At 66.2% G+C, this 26,277-nt stretch carries 22 protein-coding genes and 2 pseudogenes; 15 read left to right on the top strand and 9 right to left on the bottom strand.

The window, feature by feature from the left end; all coding sequences use genetic code 11:
• Window positions 1–12: 12 nt before the first annotated feature.
• The 4 genes from AC4AMJ_RS20750 to groL all read left to right on the top strand — a co-directional run bounded on the left by AC4AMJ_RS20750 (window position 13) and on the right by groL (window position 4,834).
• Window positions 13–711, top strand: a complete 699-nt coding sequence (locus tag AC4AMJ_RS20750) for an ABC transporter permease (RefSeq protein ID WP_489900742.1) — start codon at window positions 13–15, stop codon at window positions 709–711.
• Window positions 712–1,089: 378 nt separating this feature from the next.
• Complete coding sequence (locus AC4AMJ_RS20745; RefSeq protein ID WP_489914397.1) at window positions 1,090–2,121, top strand: isopenicillin N synthase family dioxygenase; 1,032 nt, start codon at window positions 1,090–1,092, stop codon at window positions 2,119–2,121.
• Window positions 2,118–2,771, top strand: a complete 654-nt coding sequence (locus AC4AMJ_RS20740) for a GntR family transcriptional regulator (RefSeq protein ID WP_489914395.1) — start codon at window positions 2,118–2,120, stop codon at window positions 2,769–2,771. The genes AC4AMJ_RS20745 and AC4AMJ_RS20740 overlap by 4 nt, the downstream gene beginning before the upstream one ends.
• A gap of 437 nt (window positions 2,772–3,208) precedes the next feature.
• The gene (gene groL, locus AC4AMJ_RS20735) at window positions 3,209–4,834 is read left to right on the top strand and encodes a chaperonin GroEL (protein ID WP_489899261.1); all 1,626 of its coding nucleotides are present in this window, start codon (window positions 3,209–3,211) and stop codon (window positions 4,832–4,834) included.
• Window positions 4,835–4,880: 46 nt separating this feature from the next.
• Here the strand turns inward: groL and AC4AMJ_RS20730 are convergent, their stop codons facing one another.
• Window positions 4,881–5,171 (bottom strand): hypothetical protein, encoded by a 291-nt coding sequence (locus AC4AMJ_RS20730; protein WP_489914393.1) that lies wholly within the window; start codon window positions 5,169–5,171, stop codon window positions 4,881–4,883.
• Window positions 5,172–5,589: 418 nt separating this feature from the next.
• Here AC4AMJ_RS20730 and AC4AMJ_RS20725 point away from each other — a divergent pair, with 418 nt between their 5' ends.
• Together AC4AMJ_RS20725 and AC4AMJ_RS20720 are read left to right on the top strand one after the other, a co-directional pair.
• Window positions 5,590–5,760 (top strand): hypothetical protein, encoded by a 171-nt coding sequence (locus tag AC4AMJ_RS20725; protein WP_489914391.1) that lies wholly within the window; start codon window positions 5,590–5,592, stop codon window positions 5,758–5,760.
• A gap of 336 nt (window positions 5,761–6,096) precedes the next feature.
• Window positions 6,097–6,903 (top strand): tyrosine-protein phosphatase, encoded by an 807-nt coding sequence (locus tag AC4AMJ_RS20720; protein WP_489914389.1) that lies wholly within the window; start codon window positions 6,097–6,099, stop codon window positions 6,901–6,903.
• A gap of 136 nt (window positions 6,904–7,039) precedes the next feature.
• Here the strand turns inward: AC4AMJ_RS20720 and AC4AMJ_RS20715 are convergent, their stop codons facing one another.
• Entirely contained in the window at window positions 7,040–7,516 is a 477-nt protein-coding gene (locus tag AC4AMJ_RS20715) for a PaaI family thioesterase (RefSeq protein WP_489899267.1), read from the bottom strand.
• 123 nt (window positions 7,517–7,639) lie between these two features.
• On the opposite strand from AC4AMJ_RS20715, the gene AC4AMJ_RS20710 reads away from it, so the two are divergent.
• From AC4AMJ_RS20710 to AC4AMJ_RS20685, 6 genes are all read left to right on the top strand, one after another.
• Window positions 7,640–8,179, top strand: a complete 540-nt coding sequence (locus AC4AMJ_RS20710; RefSeq protein WP_489900743.1) for a TetR/AcrR family transcriptional regulator — start codon at window positions 7,640–7,642, stop codon at window positions 8,177–8,179.
• Between the two features lie 116 nt (window positions 8,180–8,295).
• Window positions 8,296–8,973 (top strand): DUF4166 domain-containing protein, encoded by a 678-nt coding sequence (locus AC4AMJ_RS20705; protein WP_489899268.1) that lies wholly within the window; start codon window positions 8,296–8,298, stop codon window positions 8,971–8,973.
• A 110-nt stretch (window positions 8,974–9,083) separates the two neighbouring features.
• The gene (locus AC4AMJ_RS20700) at window positions 9,084–9,524 is read left to right on the top strand and encodes an SRPBCC family protein (protein WP_489899269.1); all 441 of its coding nucleotides are present in this window, start codon (window positions 9,084–9,086) and stop codon (window positions 9,522–9,524) included.
• A 145-nt stretch (window positions 9,525–9,669) separates the two neighbouring features.
• On the top strand, window positions 9,670–10,188 hold the full coding sequence (locus AC4AMJ_RS20695) for a DUF6764 family protein (RefSeq protein WP_489899270.1): 519 nt from the start codon (window positions 9,670–9,672) through the stop codon (window positions 10,186–10,188).
• A gap of 86 nt (window positions 10,189–10,274) precedes the next feature.
• A complete protein-coding gene (gene ppk2 / locus AC4AMJ_RS20690) occupies window positions 10,275–11,237 on the top strand; it encodes a polyphosphate kinase 2 (protein ID WP_489899271.1) in 963 nt (320 codons plus the stop codon).
• 53 nt (window positions 11,238–11,290) lie between these two features.
• Window positions 11,291–12,106 (top strand): hypothetical protein, encoded by an 816-nt coding sequence (locus tag AC4AMJ_RS20685; protein WP_489899272.1) that lies wholly within the window; start codon window positions 11,291–11,293, stop codon window positions 12,104–12,106.
• 322 nt (window positions 12,107–12,428) lie between these two features.
• On the opposite strand, the gene AC4AMJ_RS20680 is transcribed toward AC4AMJ_RS20685, so the two are convergent.
• Window positions 12,429–13,927 (bottom strand): IS3 family transposase gene (locus tag AC4AMJ_RS20680; protein WP_489914387.1). Its coding sequence is split into 2 segments (ribosomal slippage): window positions 12,429–13,543 and window positions 13,543–13,927, totalling 1,500 coding nucleotides; the frame shifts between segments, so codons are not numbered across the junction.
• A gap of 420 nt (window positions 13,928–14,347) precedes the next feature.
• On the opposite strand from AC4AMJ_RS20680, the gene AC4AMJ_RS20675 reads away from it, so the two are divergent.
• Window positions 14,348–15,022 carry a rhomboid-like protein gene (locus tag AC4AMJ_RS20675; protein WP_489899273.1) on the top strand — a complete coding sequence of 225 codons (675 nt, stop codon included), beginning with the start codon at window positions 14,348–14,350 and terminating at the stop codon, window positions 15,020–15,022.
• Here the strand turns inward: AC4AMJ_RS20675 and AC4AMJ_RS20670 are convergent.
• The 4 genes and pseudogenes from AC4AMJ_RS20670 to AC4AMJ_RS20655 all read right to left on the bottom strand — a co-directional run bounded on the left by AC4AMJ_RS20670 (window position 14,986) and on the right by AC4AMJ_RS20655 (window position 20,753).
• Window positions 14,986–17,029, bottom strand: a pseudogene (locus AC4AMJ_RS20670) (prolyl oligopeptidase family serine peptidase). The gene AC4AMJ_RS20675 and the pseudogene AC4AMJ_RS20670 sit on opposite strands and share 37 nt — an antisense overlap.
• Window positions 17,030–17,079: 50 nt before the next feature.
• Window positions 17,080–18,573, bottom strand: a complete 1,494-nt coding sequence (locus AC4AMJ_RS20665; RefSeq protein WP_489914385.1) for an amidase — start codon at window positions 18,571–18,573, stop codon at window positions 17,080–17,082.
• Window positions 18,570–19,949, bottom strand: a complete 1,380-nt coding sequence (locus AC4AMJ_RS20660) for a cytosine permease (RefSeq protein WP_489914383.1) — start codon at window positions 19,947–19,949, stop codon at window positions 18,570–18,572. Before AC4AMJ_RS20660 ends, AC4AMJ_RS20665 begins: the two co-directional genes overlap by 4 nt.
• Window positions 19,950–20,039: 90 nt before the next feature.
• On the bottom strand, window positions 20,040–20,753 hold the full coding sequence (locus AC4AMJ_RS20655) for a GntR family transcriptional regulator (protein WP_489899277.1): 714 nt from the start codon (window positions 20,751–20,753) through the stop codon (window positions 20,040–20,042).
• A gap of 463 nt (window positions 20,754–21,216) precedes the next feature.
• On the opposite strand from AC4AMJ_RS20655, the pseudogene AC4AMJ_RS20650 reads away from it, so the two are divergent.
• Window positions 21,217–22,814: pseudogene (locus tag AC4AMJ_RS20650) on the top strand (serine hydrolase).
• Window positions 22,815–22,897: 83 nt separating this feature from the next.
• The gene (locus AC4AMJ_RS20645) at window positions 22,898–24,304 is read left to right on the top strand and encodes a DUF1254 domain-containing protein (protein WP_489914381.1); all 1,407 of its coding nucleotides are present in this window, start codon (window positions 22,898–22,900) and stop codon (window positions 24,302–24,304) included.
• 19 nt (window positions 24,305–24,323) lie between these two features.
• Here AC4AMJ_RS20645 and AC4AMJ_RS20640 read toward each other — a convergent pair whose 3' ends face one another.
• Together AC4AMJ_RS20640 and AC4AMJ_RS20635 are read right to left on the bottom strand one after the other, a co-directional pair.
• On the bottom strand, window positions 24,324–25,565 hold the full coding sequence (locus tag AC4AMJ_RS20640; protein ID WP_489914379.1) for an oxidoreductase: 1,242 nt from the start codon (window positions 25,563–25,565) through the stop codon (window positions 24,324–24,326).
• Complete coding sequence (locus AC4AMJ_RS20635; RefSeq protein WP_489914377.1) at window positions 25,562–26,164, bottom strand: TetR/AcrR family transcriptional regulator; 603 nt, start codon at window positions 26,162–26,164, stop codon at window positions 25,562–25,564. The genes AC4AMJ_RS20640 and AC4AMJ_RS20635 overlap by 4 nt, the downstream gene beginning before the upstream one ends.
• Window positions 26,165–26,277 lie beyond the last annotated feature (113 nt).

The following is a 26,277-nucleotide window of genomic DNA, read 5'->3' as shown; positions in this document are numbered from 1 at the left end:
GGCCTCTGGTACATGGTCAGTTACCTCATCCTCAGCCCGTCGCGCCGGTTCCTGCTGCCCCCGCCGCACCAGGTGCTGACCAACTCGCTGCTCGACCCGGATCATGTCGGTCCGATGCTCGACGCGCTCGCCGTGACGGCCAAGGTCAGCTTCGTCGGCTTCGTCTTCGCCGCACTCATCGGTGTGTCCATCGGTGTGGTGATGAGCCGGGGATCGTTCTTCGAGCGCGCGATCTATCCGTGGGCCGTTGTGCTGCAGGTTATCCCGGTGCTGGCCATCGTCCCGCTGATCGGTCTGTGGTTCGGCTACGGCATGGTGGCCCGCACGATCGTGTGCGTGATCATCGCGATCTTCCCGATCATCGCCAACACCCATTTCGGGCTCGTCTCGGTCGACAAGGGCGCCCACGAGTTGTTCACCCTGACGAAGGCGTCACCGGCGCAGCGGCTGATGAAACTCGAGTTCCCGTCGGCGATGCCGTCGATGATGACCGGGTTCCGTACCGCGTCGGGGCTCGTCGTCGTCGGCGCCATCATCGGCGACATGTTCTTCGCCAAGGGTGAGCCGGGAATCGGCACGCTGCTCGACATCTACCGTGCGCGTCTGCAGTCCGACGACCTCATCGCCGCGATCGTGCTCGCATCACTGTTCGGCATCGCCGTCTTCGGCATCTTCAGCGTGCTCAACGCGATGGTCAACCGTCGTCGCTGAGATGCGCTGTGTGCCAGTGTCACCGGGGTCTCGATACGCCCTCCGCTAGCGCTCCGGCCTACTCGACCAGCGGAGAATGCCGTCCGCCGGCAGATGGCGGCGGGCCGTATGTCTGCTGACCGAGTGGTGGCGGGTCGTATGTCTGCTGATCGAGTCGGCGGGTCGTATGTCTGCTGATCGAGTCGGCGGGTCGTATGTCCGCAGACCGAGTCGGCGGGTCGTATGTCCGCTGACCGAGCAGGTGACGAACGGCGGGCCGTATGTCCGCTGCTCGAGTAGGCCACGAGTGGTTGCGGGCCGTATGTCCGCTGATCGAGTAGGTGACGAGCGCAGCGAGGAACCGTATCGAGATCCCCCCCAACCCCCGAAGGAGACACCATGTTCACCGTTCCCACCGTCGACATCTCCAGCTACGTCGATCCGCACGGATCGACCGCAGAGCGCAAACAAGTCGCCGAGCAACTCGACCACGCCTGCCGCGAGGTCGGCTTCATCCAGATCGTCGGGCACGGCGTCGACGCCGCCACGATCGGCGGCCTGGCCGACGCCCTCGACGAGTTCTTCGCGCTGCCGTTGGAGGTCAAGAAGGACTACACGCGGCCCGGGCAGAACCGCGGCTACAGCCCACCCAAGAGCGAGTCGCTCAGCATGAGCCTGGGAGTGGCCGCGGCCAACCAGATGAACGACTTCTACGAGGCGTTCACCGTCGGCTCCGAGCGATCCTGGTTCGACGGCGTCGAGCTGCCCGAGACGAGCTATCCCGACAACACGTGGCCGGTCGCGGCATCGGGCTTCCGACCCTCGGTCGAGGCGTGGTTCAGCGCAGCCCAATCGGTGTCGCGGGTGTTGCTGACCGCCTTCACCGACGCACTCGGTCTCGCACCCGGCTATTTCGACGAGCTGGTGGATCACTCGATCGATGCCCTCAAGATGAACAACTACACGCTGCCCGAGGGCGAGATCGAACTCGCGGGGGAACTCACCGGCATGGGTGCGCACACCGACTTCGGCATCCTGACGGTGCTGTGGGCCGATCAGGTTCCCGGCCTGCAGGTGCTCGACCAGGCCGGTACGTGGCACGACGTGGAGCCGGCCGACGGTGCGCTGCTGGTCAATCTCGGTGACGCGATGGCACGCTGGACCAACGACCGTTGGCTGTCGACCGTGCACCGGGTTGACCCGCCCGTCGTCGACGGACGGATCATCCGGCGGCGATCGGCCGCATTCTTCTTCGACGGCAACCACGACGCGGTGATCGAGACGTTGCCCGGTTGTGCCGGCGAGGATCGCCCGGGATATCCGCCGATCACCATCGCAGCCAACATCGATGCGAAACTTGCGGGTATGAAGGCCGGCATCGCCCCCGAATTCGCCGATCGCGAGGCGCAGCGTGTGATGGCCGCGCGATGAGCGTGCCGGCAGCGTCGGACGGCGCCCTGCTGACGGAGGCGGTGCTGCGGCAGCTGCGTGACGAGATCTTCTCCGGGAAACTGGGGCCGGGCACCTCGCTGTCGGTGCCGGGTCTGGCCGCCAGGCTGGAGGTGTCCCGGAGCCCCGTGCGCGAGGCCGTGCAGCAACTCGTCGTCGACGGCCTGGCCGTCTATACGCCGCGGGCGGGCGCGAAGGTGGCCCACCTCGACGACGACATGTTGCGCCACGTCTTCGATGTCCGCGAGGTCCTCGACGGCCTGGCCGCGCGGGAGGCGACCACCCGGGTGACCCTCGCCGACCTGGCAGAGCTGTGGGAGCGCGTCCAGGAACAGGAGGCGCTTCTGGACACCTTGCCGGACCATCGTCGCGATGCCGACCTCGACCTGGACTTCCACACGGCGGTGCGCGCGCACTCGGGCAACAAGCCGCTGTGCGATGCGCTGCTGCGGCTCGACACCCAGACGCACCTGTACCGCTCGGACATGTGGTCACACGACGTGAACCGCAGGCTCGCCGTCGCCGAGCACCGACGGATCGTCGCGGCGCTCGAGGCCGGTGACGCGGAGGAGGCCGAACGTGCGGCGAAGGCACACGCCGCTGGTGTGCTGGTTCGGCTGCTGCGCAAGTGAGCGATCGCCGGGGACCGCGGCGGCCGCCCGCTGACCCCCGCCCAGATCTGCCGGCCCAGATCTGCCGGCCCAGATCTGCCGGCCCAGATCTGCTGCCACTGAAAACCGCCCGCCCAGATCTGCCACCACTGAAAACCGCCCGCCCAGATCTGCCCACCACTGAAAACCGCCCGACTCCGGCCCGACGTCGGCGATTCGCCGACGTCGAGCTTCTCAGGGGCGCTTTTCAGGCGCGCTTTACAGGCGCCTGCCGCCGGCCGTCCCGGCCTTGCACTCTCCCTGGGCGAGTGCTAAAACGGTCTTTGGCACTCGCAAGCTGTGAGTGCCAGGTCGGGACGGTGAGACCGGTACCGAATGACACACCGGTCGTCCGTCGCGGGCACCGAGTTCCGGCCATAGATACCTGGTGTCACCCCCTATCGGAGGATCACTTACCCATGGCCAAGCAAATCGCGTTCGACGAAGAGGCCCGTCGCGGCCTCGAGCGGGGCCTGAACAGCCTCGCCGACGCAGTCAAGGTCACGCTGGGACCCAAGGGTCGCAACGTCGTCCTGGAGAAGAAGTGGGGCGCCCCCACGATCACCAACGATGGTGTTTCCATCGCCAAGGAGATCGAGCTGGAGGACCCGTACGAGAAGATCGGCGCTGAGCTGGTCAAGGAAGTCGCCAAGAAGACCGACGACGTCGCGGGCGACGGCACCACCACCGCCACCGTTCTGGCCCAGGCTCTCGTCCGTGAGGGTCTGCGCAACGTCGCTGCCGGCGCCAACCCGATGGGTCTGAAGCGCGGCATCGAGAAGGCCGTCGAGGCTGTCACCGAGTCGCTGCTGAAGAGCGCCAAGGAGGTCGAGACCAAGGAGCAGATCGCTGCCACCGCGGGCATCTCGGCCGGCGACCCGTCCATCGGCGAGCTCATCGCCGAGGCGATGGACAAGGTCGGCAAGGAAGGCGTCATCACCGTCGAAGAGGCTCAGACCTTCGGGCTGCAGCTGGAGCTCACCGAGGGCATGCGCTTCGACAAGGGCTACGTCTCGGGCTACTTCGTGACCGACGCCGATCGTCAGGAAGCCGTCCTCGAGGACCCGTACATCCTGCTCGTGTCGGGCAAGGTCTCGACCGTCAAGGACCTGCTGCCGCTGCTGGAGAAGGTCATCCAGGCCGGCAAGCCGCTGCTGATCATCGCCGAGGACGTCGAGGGCGAAGCCCTGTCGACCCTGGTCGTCAACAAGATCCGCGGCACCTTCAAGTCCGTCGCCGTCAAGGCTCCGGGCTTCGGTGACCGTCGCAAGGCCATGCTGGCCGACATCGCCATCCTCACCGGTGGCGAGGTCATCAGCGAAGAGGTCGGCCTCTCGCTCGAGGGTGCAGGCATCGAGCTGCTCGGTACCGCCCGCAAGGTCGTCGTGACCAAGGACGAGACCACCATCGTCGACGGCGCCGGCGATGCCGACGCGATCGCCGGCCGCGTGGCCCAGATCCGCAGCGAGATCGAGAACAGCGACTCCGACTACGACCGTGAGAAGCTGCAGGAGCGTCTGGCCAAGCTGGCCGGCGGTGTTGCGGTCATCAAGGCGGGCGCGGCCACCGAGGTCGAGCTCAAGGAGCGCAAGCACCGCATCGAGGACGCAGTCCGCAACGCGAAGGCTGCCGTCGAAGAGGGCATCGTCGCCGGTGGTGGCGTGGCCCTGCTGCAGTCGGAGTCGGCCATCTCGGGTCTGTCGCTCGAGGGTGACGAGGCCACCGGTGCCAACATCGTGCGCGTCGCGCTCGAGGCCCCGGCCAAGCAGATCGCGATCAACGCCGGCCTCGAGCCGGGCGTCGTCGCCGACAAGGTCCGCAACTCGCCCACCGGCACCGGCCTGAACGCCGCCACCGGTGAGTACGAGGACCTGCTCGCCGCCGGCATCAACGACCCGGTGAAGGTCACCCGCTCGGCGCTGCAGAACGCTGCGTCGATCGCGGCTCTGTTCCTCACCACCGAGGCCGTCGTCGCCGACAAGCCGGAGAAGAACCCGGCCCCGGCAATGCCGGGTGGCGACGAGATGGGCGGCATGGGCTTCTGATCTGATCAGAACCTCTGCGTCTCCACGCACTCAGGACGAAGGCCGGTCACCCGCGAGGGTGGCCGGCCTTCGGCGTCGGTGCGGCCATCAGTCCCCGGACCGCGCGCCAACTGAGGATCGACAGGACCGAACACGCCGAGAGCACGCTGAACGCCGACGCGAACGACGCGGTCGAGCCGATCGAGAACGACGATCCCATGCACCCGATCGATCCGAACGACCCGATCGATCCGATGCTGAGGGCAGAGTTGCGCGACCACAGACTCAACACGGAGTCGGTCGATCCGATCGACCACAGCGAGCCGTGATCGTCTCTGGGCGCCGAGGAGGATCTCATGTCGGTGCAGTCAGACCCTCGCGTAGACGCCGACATCGTGCAGGCCGCCGGCATGCAAGTCCCTGAACAGTCCTGCCACCGACGTGACCCAACTCCGGAAACCAGGCGTGTGGATCACTGACCTGAGATGGGCTCTCGGGTACGGTGTGGCCGTCTCGAACAGAAGTCGATGAGGACCGGTCGCCGTGGTGACCGCGTCCACCGGCCTCGAGCGCTGCGTCGCCATCGGGGCGACACCGTTGCTGTCCGGCGCTTCATCAATCAAATGTGGCACCTCGAACTCCGCATGGCAATCCTTCGAATGTGGGGTGGTCGGCGTGTGTCCCCCCTTAAATCTGGGATGGGAAACATTGCGAGCGCCGGTGACAATCATTCTGTGCGATCAAGGACCTTCGTTTGCGTCTGCGCCGAGATTCCAGTGCGCCGAGCCATTTTCGGCGCACTGGAGGCCACCGATGTCGTTTACACGACCATGCCCGATGAATCGCACGTAATCGTCGTATCGGCGGCCACCGACGCCGCGGCGTGCACGGTGCGACAGATCTTCTGCGCAGCGGAATCGATGACGTGCACGTTCATCGAAGAATGAGGCACGGCCGCCGGGACACCGGCGCAGTCGCACCTGTAGCCATCCTGAACCGATTGATGGACAAGCGAACCCACTCCAGTTCTGCCGAAAGGAGATGATGAAATGACCGCGCTGGTCCAACCCATCGAGGCGGAACGGCCCGGCTCGGCGAACTCATCGGCGGCGCGGTCACTTTGCCCGCGGGCTGGGACCGCGTTCTGAGTGCAGGGAACCCCAATTGCGGCGACGCCGACGCCACGCAGCTCGCGGAGATCGCCGCCGTGCTCGATCCGCTGGGCATCGTCGGCTGACGGTGCTCAGACCCGGGTGGTCGGGTCGGTCTGCCAGGATGGAGCCATGACCGACCCGACCACGGAGCGTTTCGAACTCACCACCGTCGCGAACTTCCGCGACATCGGGGGCCGTCAGACCGCCGACGGCCGGCGAGTGGTCGCCGGTCGGCTGTTCCGGTCCGCAGCCCTCGACAAGGCGTCCGAAACCGATCGTGCCTTCCTTGCCGGGCTCGGGCTCCGTGCGATCTACGACCTCCGGTCGATCGCCGAGACCGACGCCGAACCCGACCCCGCCATCGACGGCGCGATCGGCGTTCACCTCGACGTCCTGGCCGACGCACAATCGGTCAGCGCACCGGCCAATCTCGACAAGGTGCTCGCAGACCCCGAGACCGTCGCGGCCGCCAACGAGAAACTCGCCGACGGCAGCGGGGTCGAGCGCATGATCGAGGCGTACCGCGAGTTGGTGAACCTGCCGAGTGCGCTGCGCTCCTACGCCGACTTCTTCCGCGGTCTCCTCGACGGATCGCCGGTCCTGTTCCACTGCACCGCCGGAAAGGACCGGACCGGCTGGGCCGCTGCTTCATTCCTCACCCTGTTGGGTGTCGACCGCGACTCTGTCTACGAGGACTATTTACTGACGAATGAGATGTTTCTGCCGGCGATTGCGTCGGTGTTCGACGGCTTCGAGGCCGCCGGCGGTGACCCGGACCTGCTGCGGCCGTTGCTCGGCGTCCAGGAGTCCTACCTCGACGCAGCCTTCGCGGAGATGAATCAGAGATTCGGCACGATCGAGAATTACTTCGCGGAGGGTCTCGGTATCGACACCGATGCGCAAACGGTGCTGCGAGATCTCCATCTGGAGCGATGACGGGTCGCGTAACCAGGTTCGGGCACTGTGAATCGGCGCGTGAAACCTGATGATTTGACGCGCGAATGCGGCAGGCGAACGGCCGGGGCCGGCGATTCATGGCACCAGCTGTCCGGCTGTGGCGGGTGTCGGGACTTCAGCGGAACACGATGCAGGTCGTGGTCCCGTGTGCGACGAGCTTGCCGTCGTCGGAGTACACCTTGCCCTCCGCTGTCGCGGTGCGCCCGCCCACATGGATGACGCTGCCGATCGCGGTCAGTTCGCCGGCGTCGACGGCCACCGCCCGGATGTAGTTGATCTTGAGTTCGAGCGTCGTATAGCCGACGCCTGCGGGCAGCGTGGTGTGCACCGCGCATCCCATCACCGAGTCGAGCAGGGTTGCACAGATGCCGCCGTGGACCGTGCCCAGCGGATTGGCGAAGTCGGCCTGCGGGGTCACGGTGAAGGTCACCCGGCCCTCCTCGATCTCCTTCGCCGACATCCCGAGAAGCCGCCAGATACCGGGCCGATCGGGGTCGGGTTCGCGCATCGCCGCGCGCAACAGTTCCAGGCCGCTCATGGCGGAAGGCTCCAGAATCTCCGTGTCAGCGCTCATGACTATGTAGGATGGCATAGATAGCAGCGATTATGAAGGCCTGCATAGGGGAGTGTGATGAATTCGAGCGACGGGCCCTTTGCGGCAACGTCTCTGGATGAATCGCGGGTCCGTGCCACCGAGTGGGGTCCACGCGAGCGGATGGTGGTCAACGCGGCGGATCTGATCGGCCGTGACGGCGTCGCGGCCACGTCGATCGGTGATGTCATCGCGGCGAGTTCAGCGCCGCGCGGGTCCATCTACCACCACTTTCCCGGCGGAAAGACGCAGCTGATGACCGAAGCCGTGCGCTACGCCGGCGACTTCATGGCCGCGCGCATCAGCAGGGAGAGCTCGGCCACCCCCGCAGAGGCAGTTGCCGAGATCGGCGACGTCTGGCGGCGGATGCTGGTGAACACCGATTACGAGTTCGGCTGCCCGGTCCTGGCCGGGGGATTGGCGCGCCGGTCCGAGCCCGCGGTCGCCGACGAGGCAGAACAGATCTTCGCGCGATGGACCCGGCTGATCTCGGCTCGACTGGTCCACGAGGGTGTGGAGGTCGAACGGGCCGACGCGCTGGCCGACCTGGTCATCGCCGCGATCGAAGGGGCCGTCGGGCTCTGCCAGACCCAGCGGACGGTCGAACCCCTCGACCGCGTGATCGCCGAATTATCCCGGCTCTGCGACGCTGCGGCCACATGACGGGGACGCCCGAGATGTACGTCACCCTCGCGATCGCGTAGGTTCTTCTCCCAAAGCACGAGTGCGTCTGGCGGTTCACCGCGGCGACGCCTGGGTGTCACGGGGAGGTAGACGTCATGACGCCGGTGTACCGGCACATCCTGGGCTCGGATTTCGATCGCCTTCATCCCAATGTTGCATGGCGGTACAGCATCGATTCGACCTCGGGGGTGGCCCAGATGGCCACCGGGATCTATGAATCGGTCTATGTGACCTCCGCCTTGCCGCCACCGTTCTTCTGGCATTACGCGAAGCGCAACGCCTTGCCGTCCAAGAGCAGCAGAATGGTCCCGTTCACGCAGGGCCACTACTGCTACGTCGACGAACTCGGCCGCGAATGCCTTGCCGTCCTGCGCGACTTCCAGTACACGACGGGCACCCGAAGTCTCAATTCGTTGTTGGTCTCCGGCAGCGGTGGCCTTGTCGACTACTTCGGTGACGGACCCGAACTGCTGTACCCGATCGAGCCGTCGGTGACCAAGTCCGGCGAACTCCTGCTGGAGAGCGGGCCGATGCGATGGCTCGGGCGCGGCCCCAAGATCGGGATGCGGGGCATGTTCGCCACACAGATGAAGTACATCGAGGGCTGGGACGACGCGCGGCAGCGGTTCCGGTGCGATGCGACGGTCCGCAACCCGGTCATCGGCGAGATCCTGCACTTCCGTGGCTGGTTCACCGCCACCGACCAGGCATGCACTGTCCGTGACATCCCAGACGAGGCCTGGCCACTCAACCTGGTCGATCGGGAGCAGTAGGCGCCACGAGACGGCGGTGCCCGACTCCGTCGTGAGCGCGGTGCGATCACGAATCGGCACACCGCGTGGTTCGACCCACCACGCTCGCGCGGCACGGTAGGTTCTCTGCCATGGCTGTCTCCGCGAAAACCGAGTTCGATGTTGCTGCACCACCGTCGGTCGTGATGGAAGTGCTGTTGGATGTGGAGTCTCTCCCGGAATGGTCGGGTCCGCACAAGGAGGCGGAGATCCTCACCTCGCACGACGACGGCTCGCCCGACCAGGTGCGCGTGGTGGTGACCGCTGCGGGTATCTCCGATGAGCAGACCCTCAACTACAGCTGGACCGAGAACACCTGCACCTGGGACCTCATCAAGGCCAATCAACTCAGTGATCAGCACGGTATATACGTTGTCACCCCGACCGAGGACGGTTCGCACATCGAGTTCACCCTCGACGTCGAGTTGAAGATCAAGATGCCCGGCCTCATCGTCAAGCGGGCCCAGAAGATGGCCGTCGACACGGCCCGCAAAGGATTGACCGCAGAGGTCGAGCGCCGCGCTGCCGGCTGACCCGGGGGCCGCCTGGCCCGTTCGGCGTTGATGCGTTGGACACAGTTCGGCCACCCGCTCCGCAGGGTGCGCTGGTTGGTGGGTACGCTGACTCTCGGATGCTGGCGCACTGTGCGTCCCGCGGCGAACGAGGAGGTCAAATCCTATGCGTATCAACAACCTTGGGACCCGCGCTGCGGCGCTGATGATCGGTGGGTCGGCGTTGGCCGCGATGATCGGACTCGGCGGCGGTCATGCGGCTGCCGCGACGACGTGTTCGGCGGCCGACGGGCATCAGATCGAACATGTCGTGGGCACGGGTGGGTGCGGCGCCAAGGCCGGTCCCGGCAGCCATGCGCAGGCCGAGGAATCCAGCGGCGCCGGGACTGCGGTCGCCGTGGCCGATTCCGGTGGCAACGCGAACGCGCGTAATCTGCAGCCCGGTTCGACGGCGCTGTCGGGAGCCAACACGGGCGGTAACTCGTACTCGGTGACCACCGGGCCCAAGGCGTTCTCGCTCGCCCAGGCGCGACAGGGCGGAACGACAGTCGCTGTCGGCGGTTGGGGCGGCGCGGCGATCGCCGGTGCGGGCGGAGTGCTCTGCCAGGGTGGTTTCGCCACCGCCTATGACAGCACCACCGGCAAGGCATGCCTGCGATCGGGTTCGATCGACCTGCGCAACTGAGTCGGATCGGACCGGATCACATTCCGGGTCTGGCGCGTTCACCTGCTTGCAACCCGTCATTCGGTCGATACGCATATCGTTGAGGGGTGACCGAGTTACACGATCCTGTCCTGGGTTCCTCAGCCGAGATCGGGCCCGATTTCAGTGTCCTGAACGGCCGCGAGGCGTTGCAGAAGCTCGTCGATCTCCGTAATACCGCGCAGTTCACGGTGAACGACGACGATGACGACGACCCGGTTCTGCTCACGCTGCCGGAACGGAACGTCGTCGACACCTGGCGCCAGGACTACCCGTACGACGAGCGGATGAGCCGTCGCGAGTACGAGGTGACCAAGCGTCGACTGCAGATCGAGCTGCTGAAACTGCAGAAGTGGTCCAAGCAGACCGGGCAGCGCCACCTGCTCGTGTTCGAAGGACGGGACGCCGCAGGCAAGGGTGGAACCATCAAGCGGTTCAACGAACATCTCAACCCCCGCGGCGCTCGCACCGTCGCGCTGGAGAAGCCCAGCGAACGCGAATCGACCGAGTGGTACTTCCAGCGGTACGTGCAACACCTTCCGGCGGGCGGCGAGCTGGTGTTCTTCGACCGCTCTTGGTACAACCGTGCCGGAGTGGAGCGCGTGATGGGCTTCTGCACGCCGGATCAGTACGACCAGTTCATGAATCAGGTGCCGGCATTCGAGAAGATGCTCGTCGACGACGGCATCAACCTGGTCAAATTCTGGTTCTCGGTGACCCCGCTCGAACAGCGCACACGGTTCGCCATCCGCCAGATCGACCCTGTGCGGCAGTGGAAGCTGTCTCCGATGGATCTGGCGTCGCTGGACAAATGGGATGCTTACACCGGTGCCAAGGAAGCGATGTTCGCCGCCACCGACACCGACCACGCACCGTGGACCGTGGTGAAGAGCAACGACAAGAAGCGTGCCCGCATCAACGCGATGCGCTATGTGCTGAGTCTGTTCGACTACGAGGGCAAGAACGCCGAGTTCGTCGGTGCCCCTGACCCGTTGATCGTCGGACGTGCAAGCGATCTGGTCGACGAATAGCCATCTGAGCGACCTCCGCGTCGACCTCGCCGTCGGCCGGTAGCCTCGTGACCGTGCGGACATTTCTGAGCGGACTCCTGACCTTGGTGGCAATGGCCGCGATCGTGCTGGCATTCCCGTCGCTCTGGGTGAAAGAACGTCTCGTCGATCCCGATGGCTTCGTCGCCACGATCACCCCGATGGCCCAGAACGAAAAGGTCCAGGACTATCTGGCCGGTCAGATCGCCGACGAGATCACGAACAGGGTGGGTATCCCGGCGACGTCGGTGGTGGCCGAGCCCGCGGCCCGCGCCTACACGCACAGTGATCAGTTCGAGGCGGATTTCGTCGATGTCGTGTCGCAGCAGCACGCCTGGTTGTTCGATCCGCCGCCGCCCGACGGGAACACCTCGGTGATGCAACTCGACATCACCGACATGGTGAACCGGGTCATCGCTCAGACAGGTGTGGGTGCGCGTGTGTCCGGCCCCATCGTCGTGCCGTTGAACCGCGGCGGCTCGGGGCTCGAGGCCGGTCGCTATCACGATGTCGGCAAGCAGATCACCTCGACGGCATACCTGTCGCTCGTCGTGGCCGTGGCGGCCGGCCTGTTGGCCCTGCTCATCGCGCGCCGACGATCCGTGGTCGTGGTCTGGCTGGGTGTCGGTGTGATCCTGTCGGCCGCATTCGCCTGGGCCGTGGCACTGTTCTTCGCCGACCGGGCCAAGCAGGAGGTCGAAGCAGCCGAGGAAGGCGGACGTGAGGTCGCCTCGGTGGTGATCGACGGTGCCGCCGACAACCTCCAGCATCTGGCGCTCATCGTCGGTGCGGCCGGGGTCGCTGTGGTGGCAGTCGGGATTCTCGGCCGTGTGATCATCGGCCGACGGTGACCTATTCCGATCCGATTACGGGTGACGCGTGGCTGCCACGACCGCGTGCCCAGGTCTGGTGCCGTACAGATCACCGCAGAGCGATGTCGAGTGGATGATCCACTCCGCGACCCGCTCCGGTGATCCCGGTGGACCCTGTGAAGGGTGGTGCCTCGGGGACCGGGGAAGTGAGCTCGCTGAAATCGACGGGCGACCCCCCCGATCCCTGAGGAGGCCCGGAGCGATAGCGAAGGCTATGCCCACCCCGATCCCTGAGGAGGCCCGGAGCGATGGCGAAGGCTATGCCCACGGAACTTGTCAAGGGGTTTGAGGCCAATGGGTGTTAGGCGACTGTCGGTTTTTGCTCCTCTTGGGGTTTGTTGATCCAGGCTGCCTCGGGCAGTGCGAGGATCTTCGGGGCGGGATCGCTGGGTCCGAAGCGTTCGGGGTGGGCGCGGTGGGCCGCGGCGAGAGTGCGGGTGCGTTCGGCGGCGATGGTGGCGGCGTGGCCGTAGTGCACATCGGCGGGTGTGTGCAGGCCGATGCCGCTGTGGCGGTGGGTGTGGTTGTACCAGTCGGTGAAGGTGGCCATGAACTCGCGGGCCTGTTGGATGGACCCGAACCGGGTGGGGAACACCGGCGCGTATTTCAGTGTCTTGAACCAGGATTCGCTGTACGGGTTGTCGTTGGAGACGTGTGGGCGTGAATGTGAGCGGGTCACCGACAGGTCGGCGAGCAGTTCGGTGACGGTCTTCGAGGTCATCGAGGTCCCCCGATCGGCGTGCACGACCTCGGGGATGCCGTGGACCCCGAACACCTCACGCATCATGGCGGTGGCCAGCGGCCCGGATTCGCGGGTCTGCACGTGTACCCCGACGATGTAGCGCGAGTAGATGTCGATCATCACGTACGCCTCGTAGTACACCCCCCGCTGCGGGCCGGCGAGTTTGGTGATGTCCCAGGTGTAGACCTGGCGGGGGCCGGTGGCCACCAACTCCGGTATCGCGGTGGCGCGATGGGTGGCCTGTCGGCGACGCTCCCGGACCTGGTCGTGGGCGCCCAGGATGCGATACATCGTGGAGATCGAACACAGGTAGCAGTCCTCATCGAGCAACGTGGCGTACACCTGGGCCGGTGCGCAATCCACGAACCGGTCACTGGCGAGCACCGCCAGCACCTGGTCACGTTCGCTCTGGTCGAGCTTGTTGGCCGGCTCCACCCGCGCCGCAGCAGCGCGCCGGCCAGTCGCCGGGGTCCGGGCACCACCGTCACCTTCGGCCTCAGCGATCTCGGTGGCGGTGCGTCGTGCCATGGTGGCCCGCGACATCCCGGTCAGCAGCGCCGCGGTGCGCTGGGGGGTTCCGGCCGCGGTCAACGCCGTAAACGTCGTCATCAACGCTGTCCGCGCGGGTCCTCGGAATCCGCGCTCTTGGAGATCTGCTCCAAGAGCGCGTGTGCTTTTCCCATGATCTCCAGCGCGGTTTGGGTGGTTTCCAACCTGCTGGTGGCCTGAGCCAGTTCCTTTTTCAACCGGGCGATCTCAGCCTGCTCGGCGCTCAACCCCGACCGGGGCACCCGACCGGCCGCGGCCTCATCGGCGTGCAGGACACCACCATCACGCAACCGACGCCACTCACTCATAAACGACGAATACAAGCCCTCACGCCGCAGATAGGCGCCGCCCTCACCGGTCTCACACGCCTTCTCATAGGCCGCGAGGTACCTCAACTTGTCCTCGGCGGTGAAACTGCGGCGCCGCCGCGGCCCCTGACCACCAGTGTGCTGCTCACTACCACTGTCCATCACCCCATTATCGGAGCTACTGACACTCACAACAGACATCGATACTCATCCTGATCTCGCCCTGCCAAACGGGGGGGTTGCTACGAAGCGCTGGTCTCAACTCACCCTGACAGACAGGGCCACCCCGATCCCTGAGGAGGCCCGGAGCGATGGCGAAGGGCCGTCACGAAGGGTCGGCCCTTCGTGACGCTCGCAAGCTCGCTCCTCAGGGACCGGGGGACGCTCGCAAGCTCGCTCCCTTCGTGACGCTCGCAGGCTCGCTCCTCAGGGCGGCGCCTCAGGGACCGGGGGACGCTCGCAGGCTCGCTCCCTTCGTGATGCTCGCAGGCTCGCTCCCTTCGTGATGCTCGCAGGCTCGCTCCTCAGGGCGGCGTCTCGGGGCGGCGCCTCGGGGCGGCTCCTCAGGGCGGCACCTCGGAGACAGGGACCGAAAGGCCGCCACGTCATTACGATGGATTCGTGACCGCCGTGTGGCGCTACCTCCGCAGCGCGCCCCTCACCTTCATCTGGTTGGTGATACTGCTGGTCACGACGATCGTTCAACGATCACTGAGTGAGCACGAACTCGACGAGGTGCTCGGCGAGCGGTCGACAAACCTGCATCACCTCACCACCGACCCGGTGGATGTGCTGGTCACCAGCCTGTTCTGGATCGACGGAGAGTACTGGTTGCCGTACCTGGTGCTGTTCTGCGTGTTCCACCAGCCGGCCGAACGTTGGCTCGGGTCTGGTCGTTGGCTGATCATCGGACTCAGCGCGCACGTCATCGCCAGCTACGTGAGCCAGGGTCTGCTCGGCCTGGCCATCCGGCTCGGCTCGGCAAGCACCTCGATGGTCAATGTCACCGACGTCGGCGTCAGTTATTTCCTCGCGGCCATCGTCGGAGTTCTCACCTACCGCATCGCCTACCCATGGCGATGGATCTATCTTGTCGGCATTCTCGTGGTGTACGGCCTACCGCTGGCGGTCGATCTGAATTTCACCGCCATCGGCCACTTCACATCGCTGGTCATCGGTCTGGCGTGGTATCCGATCACGCGCGGCCGCGATGCGGCGCCGTGGAATCCGATCGACACGGTCCGCCGCATCGCCGGCAGTCATTCCTTGGACAGGGTGCGCCACAGGAACTCGTAGGCCAGCGCCGACTTGAACGCCGCCTGCTTGTTGTCCGCGGCGCCGCCGTGGCCGCCTTCGATGTTCTCGTAGTAGGCGACCTCGTGCCCCAATTCCTCCAGCCGCGCAACAAGTTTGCGGGCATGGCCGGGATGCACACGGTCGTCACGGGTGGATGTGGTCACCAGTATCGCCGGGTAGTCCGCGTCGGCAGAGAGGTTCTGATAGGGCGAGAACGGCTCCATATACGCCCACTGTTCGGGATCGTCCGGGTCGCCGTACTCGGCCATCCACGACGCACCGGCCAGCAGCAGGTGGTAGCGGCGCATGTCGATGAGCGGAACCTGGCAGACCAGTGCGCCGAACAGGTCTGGGTACCGCGTCAACATCACACCCATGAGCAGGCCGCCGTTCGACCCCCCCCTGGGCACCCAGCTGCTCCGGCGTCGTCAGCCCGGCCTCGACCAATGCCCTTGCAACGCTTGCGAAGTCCTCGTAGACGAGATGTCTGCCGGCCTTCTGCGCCTGGGTGTGCCAGGACGGGCCGTACTCGCCGCCGCCACGAATGTTGGCGATGACGTAGATGCCGCCGCGGGCAACCCAGCCCCGCCCGGCGATCGCCATGTACCCGGGGGTCAGCGAATTCTCGAATCCTCCGTATCCGTACAGCAGTGTGGGTCCCGATTCCACCTCGCTGCGGCGGACGACGAAGTACGGGATCTGGGTGCCGTCATCGGACGTGGCGAAATGTTGCTCCGCCACAACGTCGTCGGCGTCGAAGAACGACGGCGACTGCTTGATCACGTCGGGCCCCGAGCCCGACTCCCCGTGGAGCAAGCTGGGCGGCGTGGTGAATGAACTGGCCGACCAGAAGATCTCATCGCTGTCGTCCGGGTCGGTGTCCAACACGGAAATCGTTGCCAGGGCGGGCAGTCCCGGCGTCTCGATCGGTTCCCAACTCCCGAGACGGAGCGTCGACACCTGCGTCTGCACATCGTGCAGGGTGGTGAGGATCAGATGGGACTTGGTGAACGAGTAGTCGCTGAGGCTGGTGTGGGCGTCGGGCTCGAACAGCACGGTCACCTCGCGACCGCCGGCGAGATAGTCCTCATAGTCGAAGCACATGAGGGTTCCCGGGGCGTAAGGAGTCTCGCCGATGACCCACTCGGTTCTGGGCATCACGAACAGCCAGTCGTACCGCACGCCAGAGTGGGCGTCGGTCGGCACGTCGATCAGGATCTTCTCGCCGTCGCGGAGTTCGTAACGCAACGAGTTGAAGAAATCGGTGGCCCGACTGGCGAAATGGCGTTCGTAGCCCGGCGTGTTGTCATACCCGACACCCGCGGACACATCGTCGACCTCCCCGGCGAACACGTCGACGGCATCGGCCAACGGCGTTCCGCGCGTCCATCGGCGGGTGATCCGTGGGTAGCCGGACGTGGTGAGCGCCGACGTCCCGTCCGGCTGTTCACCGAAATCGGTTCCGACGTAGACGGTGTCACGGTCGATCCAGCCGATGCTGGATTTGTTCTCCGGCAACTCGAAACCGTCGGTGACCCAGTCGCGTGTGACCAGATCGAACTCGCGGATCACCGTGGCGTCGGCGCCTCCACGCGACAACGACACCAGCGCGTGACGGTACTCGGGGCGCAACACGGCCGCACCGGACCACACCCAGTTCTCGTCCTCGGCGGCTGCCAGCGCGTCCACATCGATCAGCACATCCCACTCGGGCGAATCGGTCCGATAGGACTCCAGCGTGGTCCGCCGCCACAGCCCCTTCGGATTCGTCGCATCGCGCCAGAAGTTGTAGAGGTACTCGCCGCGACGGCGCACATAGGGAATGCGGTCGTCGGTGTCGAGAATCTCCAGCGCCTCCGCCTCCAGCGCAGGGAACCGGTCACCCGACGACAGGTCATCGACCGTGGGTTGGTTGTGAGCCCGCACCCAGTCGAGCGCCCGATCGCCGGTCACGTCCTCCAGCCAGAGATACGGGTCGTCGGTGTGGGCGTCGTTCGGTGCGGACATCGTGCGTACAGCCTTTCCTCGTCACGGTGGCGCGGCGAGTTCGGTACTGCTCAGGCGTGCCGCGCGCCGAGATCCAACCTAGCGCGTTCGGCCATATGGACGTCGGGTGAGCCGGTCGCATCGGCCAGGATGGATTCGCACGCCGCCGCGACCCGCAGTACCGCGGCGTCGCCGAGGTGGCGTCCGACGATCTGCATCCCCACCGGCAGCCCGTCCCGGGTGCGGCCGACCGGCACACTGATGGCCGGCTGACCCGTCAGGTTGGCGACAAAGGTGAACCCCTGCCACGCGGTGTCGGACACCTCCCGGCCGTCGATGACGGTGGGCCCCTGGATATCCACCTCGAACGGCGGAACGCAGGTCGTGGGGGTGATCAAAATGTCATTCCCGCCCATCAGCGCGGCCATCCGGTTGACGATGGATTTGCGCCACATCGTCGCGCCGGTGAAATCCTCGGCCGACCACTCCCGGCGCAACATCGCGACCAGGTGCGGCGACATCTGATCACCGATCTCGTCGACCATCCTGCGCATGCCCACCAGGTCGGTCTCGGACATGATCAGTGCGGTGAACTCGTCGCCGGGTTCGCTCCAGCCCGGGTCGACGGGGTTGACCGACCACGACAGAGTGTCGGCCAGCCGGGAGACCGCTTGCTCGATCGCCGTGCGAACCTCGCGATCCACCGCCAGATAGCCGAAGTCCATGCTGAACGCCACCTGCAGGTCACGAGCTCCTGACGGATCGCGTCGCAGCCCGGGAACGATCGCATCCCAGTCGACGTCACCGGACGGGATCGTGTGGCGATCTCGTGGGTCGGGCCCGGCGAGCACCGCCATCACCGAGCACACGTCCTCGACGGTTCGGCAGATCGGCCCGATGTGTTCGATGCTCTCCCAGCCGGAGACGCCGGGATGGCGGGGATCACGGCAGCCCGGGTACACCGGCACGCGGCCCATCGACGGTTTGAAGCCGACGAGTGAGGTGAACGCGGCGGGAATCCGGATCGAGCCCCCGCCGTCGCTGCCCAGTGCGAACGGGACGATGCCGGCGGCCACCGCGGCCGCCGACCCCGCGCTCGACCCGCCGGGGGTGAGCCGGGTGTCCAACGGATTGCGGGTGGTCGGGAACAGTGGATTCGTACCCGTTGCGCTGTAGCCGAATTCGCTGGCATTGGTCTTGCCCAGGCTGATCGCCCCGGCCGCGGAACACCGTTCCACCACGATGTCGTCCTCATCTGGGACGAAGTCGCGGTAGGCGACCGAACCCGACGTCGTACGAACGCCTTTCGTGCAGATGAGATCCTTCACACCATAGGGCACGCCGGCCAGCCGACCCACCGGCAGGCCCGCCGCGACGTGGGTGTCGATCGCGGCGGCCGCCTCGAGTGCGAGATCTGTTGTCGGCGTGCAGAAGGCGTGGATCTCATGATCGATGGCGGATTGCCGTTCGACTGCCTCGGTGACGATCGAGGTGGCGGTGGCCGCGCCGCGGCCGACGGCGTCGGACAACTCCGACACCGGCGGCCATGGCTGCGGACCGATCATGCGGGTACCGCCGGCGCAGCCGAACGCTCGGCGGTCGTGTCGGCGTCGGCGGGCGACGACGAACGGTCGAGCGCCTTCTCGTAGATCCAGAACACCAGGGCGGCAACGACGATGCCGACCAGCGCATCCACCGATCCGGGCACCGTGTAGTGCGACACCGTCGCGACGACGGCGCCGATCACCCACGCGGTGAAAGCACTGGCCCGCAGCCGCGTGGCCGCCCCGGCCGACCGCTTGAGGACCAGCTGATCGACGATGAGGATGGCGCCGATCGGCGGCACGAAGATCCCCAGGAGGTTGAGCCAGTCGAGGAAGTACGACCACACGCCGGTCACGGCGATCGCCGCACCGAGGACGCCGAGACCGACGGCGACCGGACGCATCGTCAGCTTGGTGATGCCCGACCAGCCGACCGCGCCGTTGTACAGACAGTGGCTGGCCACGCTGCCGAGATTGGCGAAGACGAAGAACACGGCCACGGCCGTCAGGATCGTGCTGTGCCCGGTCAACAGGCCCAGGAAGCCGCCGCCGTTGGACGCGGGGTCGGTGGACCCGCCGACCGCGACGACCAGACCGCCGATCGCGTAGGCGACGAAGTTGGACACCGGAAAGGCGGTGAATGTTGCTGCGACTGCCGACTTTCCGGTCTTCGACCAGCGGGTGAAGTCGGCGGTCATGGTGCCCGAGTCTGCGAATCCGGCGATCACGATGCCGACCGCGGCACCGAATGTGAGTGCGGTTCCGGAGCCCTGGTATCCGACGACATCGCCGACGGACAGACTGTTGCCGGTGGCGCCGTAGTAGAGGGCGATCCCGCCGAGGATGAGGAACAGCGGGGTCGCGATCATGCCGAGCCACGAGAGTGCGCGGATACCGACGGTGGTCAGCCCGGTGTAGATCACCGCGCCCAGGGCGGCCGCAAGGATCGGCGACCACCCGAGGGCGTCGTGCATGGTGGTGCCCGTGAGCCCGATCTGGAAGGAGAACCAGCCGATGACCACGGTGGCGAGGAAGCCGGTGGCGATCAGCCGGCCGGTGGAGCCGAATGTCGCGAGCGCCTGCAGGGAGAAACTCCGTCCGGTCTTGCCGGCGATGTAGCTGAGCGCGCCGACATAGCCGAACAGGACGAGATTGCCGAGGAGCAGGGCGATCATCCCGTTGGTGAAGCCGAGGTTGTAGACGACCACCCCGCCGAACACGGCGTTGCCGAGGTTCATCGGGAAGCCGAACCACACCGCCGCGATCGACGCCAGGCTGCGCCGGGCACTGACCGGGACGGGCTCGTGCTCATACTCTTCGCCGAGTTCGGCGGCCAGGTCATGGTGATGACCCTCTGCATGCTTCTCGGCGTGGTGTTGATGGACGTCATGTGTCATGATGTGATTCCTTGCAGGAGGCCGCATGCTGGCACATGCGGTGTTCGGGTGGAGTGAAGAGCGGTACGCGGCGACGGGTACCGAGCGAGATCAGCCTGCGACGGCTGCGTCTTTGGAGCGATCCCCAAAGAGGTGCGTGAGTACGCGGCGGCGATTGACGCGTACATGTTCGGCGGCGAGCCGGGCCGATTGTTCGCCGTCCTTGGCGATGATCGCCTCGAGCAGTTCCTCGTGCTCGGCCCAGAGCTGTTCGGGTTCGCTGTTCTGGCGGAATATCCAGTGCAGGCGCCCCTCGAGAGGTTCGAGGATCGAGGTGAGCAGATCGTTGCGCGACAGACTGTTCACTGCGTCGTGAAACTGTTCGTTGAACTCGTGGAGTGCCGGTCCGTCCCCCGACTCCAGGGCCTTGCGGGCACGGTTGCGCAGGGCGACCAGGCGCGCCGCGTCCTTCTTCGTCAGCTGCTCGGCGGCCCTGCGGAACACCAGGCTCTCCAATGCTTCCCGGACGTCGAACAACTCCAGGACGTCGCGCCGCGAGAGCTTCTTGACGATGACACCGCGGGTGGCCAGCATCTCGACGAAGCCCTCGGTGTTCAACATGCGCAAGGCCTCGCGGACGGGGAGTCGTGAGACGCCGAAGTCGGCGGCGACGTCACGCTCCACGATGCGGTCACCGGGCTGGTAGGTGCCGTCGATGATGCGCTCGCGGAGTTGATCCCTGATCGACTCGCGCAGCGGCCGTCCGGCGGACTCGTCCGCCGACACCATCTCCAGCTTTGAGCCTGTGTGGTGATGTTGTGCCATCGCCTGGTGACTTTCCGTGAGGTTCGGGACGCGCCTGTTTGGGATCCCAAAATCAAACTAGGGAGCCGTGCCGTCTGCGTCAATCGTTGGTGTCGCCGCAGCTCAACGGGGCGTTTGGAACGTCATAAGCCCAGCTCAGGCCCCGATTGAAGGTTGATCTCGTGCGCGATCTGTTCAAGCGCATGGCATCAGTGAAAGATATTGGTAGACAAGGAGATAAGAGAAAATATGTCGACATTATCGGTCGGTTTTGGGATTCCAAAAGCGTAACCTGACGTTCCCATTCGGCCGATTCTGAGTAATACCGCTGTAACACGACGAAACCCGACTCCGACCGAGGACGACGCCGCCCGAGTCCGGCGAAAGTGCCACCACGCAGGGCGTTCGTAGATATTCTGGGCGCGGTCGGACGTCGTGCCGTCCCTGCCGCTGATGGCATGCCTCGAGGAAGCAGGTTGGGCTCATGGTCGTTCGATCGTCGGCGGGCCGGCGGGATCGCCGCTCGGTCGCCATCGTGGGCGTGGCGGTGGTCGCAGTTGCCGGACTCGTCGCTGCCTGTGACACCGGGTCGTCGGGTTCGGGGTCGTCGGAGTCGGCATCGTCGTCGCCGTCGTCATCGGCTCCCGGAAATCCGAACGCCGCGGTCGCTGATCCGTTACCGGACAACGCCGTGGACAACGCGGTCGGACAACTCGACGATCTCGTCGCATCGCTGATGGACTCGACCAAGATCCCCGGCATGGCGGTGGCCGTGGTGCATGGCGATCAGACCGTGTACGCGAAGGGGTTCGGCGTCGACGAGGTGGGCACCGACCGAAAAGTGGATGCCGACACGGTGTTCCCGCTGGCATCGACTGGGACACGCCTGTAGCGGCGAATCTGCCCGGCTTCGCCCTGTCCGATCTCTATGTCACGCAGAACGTGACGATCGGCGACATGTACGCGCATCGTTCAGGTCTGCCCGATCATGCGGGGGACAAGCTCGAGGACATGGGTTACGACCAGCAGCAGATTCTCGCCCGCCTGCGCTATGTGCCGCTCGACCCATTCCGGATCACATACAACTACACCAACTTCGGTGTCACCGCGGCCGCGGAATCCGTGGCACGTAAGGCAGGGGACGACTGGGGTGCGTTGTCGGAGAAGACGATCTACGGACCCCTCGGCATGACCCACACCAGCTCCAGCTTCAGTGATTTCGAAGCACAGTCCGACCGGGTCGTCGGCCATGTGAAGGTCGACGGCAACTGGGTCAAGACTCCCGCACAGCGCGACCCCGACGCGCAGGCCCCGGCGGGTGGCGTGTCGTCGTCGGTCGACGACCTGACCCACTGGCTGGCGATGCTGCTCGCCGAGGGCAAGTATCAGGGCAAGCAGATCGTCGGCGAGGAGGCGCTGACGACCGCGGTGACGCCTCAGATGATCTCGTCGCCATCAGCGTCCCCCGACGCCCGCGCGGGTTTCTATGGCTACGGATTCAACTCCTCGGTCACCGAGGGTGGTCGCACCCAGTACAGCCACTCCGGTGCGTTCGGGATGGGCGCCGCCACGAACTTCCTGGTCCTCCCGTCGGCCGATGTCGCGATCGTCGCACTGTCGAACGCGTCGCCGATCGGAGCGGTGGAAGCGCTCACGGGTGAGTTCGCCGACCTGGTCCAGTTCGGCGAGGTCCGCCATGACTGGCGCGCGCTCTATGGTCATGCGTTCGACGAGATGAACCAGCCGTCGGGGAGTCTCGTCGGACAGCAGGCACCCGCGAATGCGGCCGCCGCGCAGCCCCTGTCGTCGTATGTCGGTACCTACCGCAACGACTTCTACGGACCCGCCGTCGTCCGGGAACAGGACGGAAAGCTCGTCCTCGCGATGGGACCCGACGGTAAGACCACCCACGAACTGACCCCCTGGGACGGCAACACCTTCACTTTCACGCTGCGCAACGAGAACGCCGAACTCGGATCGATCTCGAAGGTCAGCTTCGAACCCGGGGCGACGAGCCAGCGGATGACCATCGAGTACTACGACGACGAATGCAGCGACGGGGTGTTCACCCGAGCCGGCTGACGAGGTCCACCGCGCACCGGACTGTCATCAGATCCTCACCCAGATGTCGCAGCCTGTGCCGTGGCGCCGATTACGCTCGTCGCATGCTCACGGTGTACACGCCGCTCGGAAGGCTGGGTCGTCGCCGACTGTCGGTGGCGGTCCTCGGCCTGATCGCCGTTCTGGCCGCCGGTCTGCTGATGTCGCCGACCGCCCGATCCGCGCCGACGGCACCGGGGTCCGATGTCGCGACCGCCGCGCGCGGCTATGTGTACGGGTATGCGCCTGTCGCGATGGTCCGAACCCGATCACAGCTGCTCTGCCGACGGGCGCCGAATGCGTTGACGAACGTCCCGATCGCGGCGAACCCGCTGATCCGTGCGGTCGTCGCGCCGAACTCGGACACCCTGTACACGACGGCGTTCCTCGATCTGCGCAACGGCCCGGTGACCGTGAGCCATCCGGCGACCGGCGGACGGTACCTCGTGCTGCAGTTCCTGGACATGTACACCGACGTCATCGGGAACGTCGGCGCGCGGACCACCGGGTCGGGAGCCACGGCGGTGACCGTCGTGCCGCCGGGCTACACCGGGCCGATTCCGGCACACTCACGCCGGATGGAATCGTCGACCTGGGATGTATGGCTGCTCGGGCGAGTGCTCATCGCCGGAGACCAGCGCCCTTCGGCTCGTGAGCTGCAGGCCGGCATCCGGCTGACCGTCGGGGCACGCACCGGCCTGCCGGCCGTGGTGCCGCCGCGACTGCGGACGCCCACCTGCACCGGTCGATCCCCACAGAATCTCGCCGCCGACGGGTCGGTCTTCTTCGACGAACTGGCGGACGTGATCGCTGCCGATCCGCCGCCTGCCCGCGACCGGGCCGCGGTGGCCGGACTCGCGGCGGTCGGCGTGACGCCCGGGTCCGCGCCCAGCCGGGGGCGGTACGCCGGCGTCCTGGGTTCGGCCATTCCGGTGGGAGAGCGCATGGTCGACGTCGCGGTCACCCGGAATCTCGTGCGCCGTGGTTCGTGGAGCACGGTGTCCACCGCCGGGCACTACGGCACCGATTACGCCACCAGGGCGGCGGTGGCGCGCTGGGGACTCGGCGCCAACGAGGCGGCGGAATCGAGGTATTTCCTGGCATCGACGGACACCGCGGGCAGCAGACTCGACGGCTCACGCACCTACGTCATACATCTCCGCGCTGCCCAGCCGCTGGTTCCGGTCAACAGCCGGGAAGGTGGCTGGTGGTCGATCACGATGTATGACGACGGGAACTTCCTGGTACCCAATCTGATCGGTCGTTACTCGCTGGGACCCGACGCGACCGGACTCACCCGCAACCGCGACGGCTCGGTGGACATCGTGTTGTCGGCGTTGCCGCCGCGTGACCCACGGCAGTTCGCGAACTGGCTGCCCGCGCCGCCCGGGCGGTTCCGCCTCATCTTCCGGCAGTACGTGCCGAGTGACCAGGCCTGGTTTCCGCCCTCGCCGAAGAACCGCGGGAGCTGACGCGGCTCAGACCGTTTGCTCAGACCCGCACGAGCGGATCGGGGACCTCACCCTCGCGGATGGGGCATCGGGTGCGCGAGTAGATCGTCGGCATACAGAGGTTGCAGTGCACACACCGGGACGTCGTGGTCGGATCGGCCTGGATACGCAACGGCAGATCTGGCTCACGCAGCAGCGCACGACCCATTGCGACGAAGTCGAATCCCGCCGCCATCGCTGTCTCGATCGAGGCGCGATCGGTGATGCCGCCGAGCAGGATCAGCGGCATCCGGACCGCCGCACGCAAGTGTCGGGCCAGCGGTAGCAGATAGGCATCGTGGTAGTCGTAGTGCTTGAGGAACATCGGACCCATCGCCTTGAGTCCCAGGCGCATCGCGCCGCTGAAGGCGTCGGCGAACTCCTCGCGCGGCGCATCTCCGTGGAAGAGGTACATCGGGTTGAGCAGTGAACTGCCCGCGGTCGGTTCGATCGCGTCGAGATGGCCGTCGGACTCCAGCAGTTGCGCCACCGCGCAGGCCTCGTCGATGTTGAACCCGCCGAATCGACTGCTGTGCCCGGGGCCAGGCGCGCCCACGCCGTCGTACATGTTGAGTTTGGCCCACACCGCGGCCTCATCGCCGACCTCGTCGCGCACCGCCTCCATCACCTCGCGGGCGAAGCGTGCTCGGTTCACCAGCGACCCGCCGTAGCCATCCCGGCGATGATTGAGCATCGGCGACAGGAAGCAGCTGATCAGATAATTGTGGCCGCAGTGGATCTCGAGGCCGTCGAAACCGGAGTCGACCGCGATCCGGGCGGCACGGCGGAAGGTGGCCACCATCTCGGTGATCCCGGCGGCATCGAGCTTGCGGGTGACCGACATCCCCATCGGGGCCGGGATGCGCGACGGTCCGAGGGCCTTGCGTCGATTCGACACCGAATTGGCGACCGGGCCGGCGTGCCCGAGTTGCGCGGCGGCCAGCGCTCCCTCGGCATGGATGGCGTCGGTCAGTCGGCGCAGGCCGGGCATCGCCTCATCGCGCAACCAGATCTGATGACGGTCGGTGCGACCCTCGGGAGCGACGGCGCAATACGCGACCGTCGACATCGCCACCCCGCCGGCAGCGACCTGCCGATGGAACTCGATCAGGTCGTCGGTGACCAGCGCGTCGGGTGTGGCGCCCTCGAACGTGGCGCACTTGATCAGGCGGTTGCGCAGAGTCAGTGGGCCCAGGCGGGCGGGTGCGAACGGGTCGGGGCCGACGGGATCGGGCGCGGTCATGGGAGCTCCTCGGTTGCGGTGGGCCGGGTGGACGCGGAGAGACCGGCGACCACGAAGTCGCGGAGTGTGACGATCGCGGCGGGTGACTGGGCATGGTCACCGCCGAACTGCGCCAGGATCAGGCCGAACGCCAGTCCCCAGCGGCGTCGTGCCTCGACGTCGGAGATGCCGCCGACGAGGCGACACAGCATGCCGGACCACCGGTCGAGCTGGAACCACGGCTGCGTCCAGTAAGCCTGCGGATGTGTGTGGACGAATCGATCCAGCAGTTGCAGGTGCAGGCGTCCCACCGGCTGGGCCGCGATGTCGACGACGGGGCGCAGGATCTCATCGACGAGGTCGGCGACCGTCGATCGGTCCGGGTCGAATCGGTCCAGCGGATCGGCCCAGTGCGGAGCCATACGGTCCTCGAGGAGTTCGACGGCGAGCCGGTCCTTGGACCCGAAGTGGTAGTGGACGGCCGCCGGGTTCGCGTGGGCGTGCGCGCAGATGGCCCGCACCGAGACCTGCTCGTACCCGTCGGTGAGGAACAGCGATTCCGCCGAGGTGAGGAGGGCGGTGCGCGTCGTCGCGCTGCGCGAGAGGGTCTTGGGCGCCATGACGTCGATGCAAGCACAGTTCCATCACTGATTCAATCAATGATGGAAATCAGTCGGAAGGAGAGTCCTTGGGCGATTCCGCGAGTCGGCGGCGATAGCGCGGGTCATGTCGG

Source organism: Gordonia sp. LMA484 (assembly GCF_058129505.1).
This window is presented reverse-complemented; position numbering and strand designations above follow the sequence as displayed.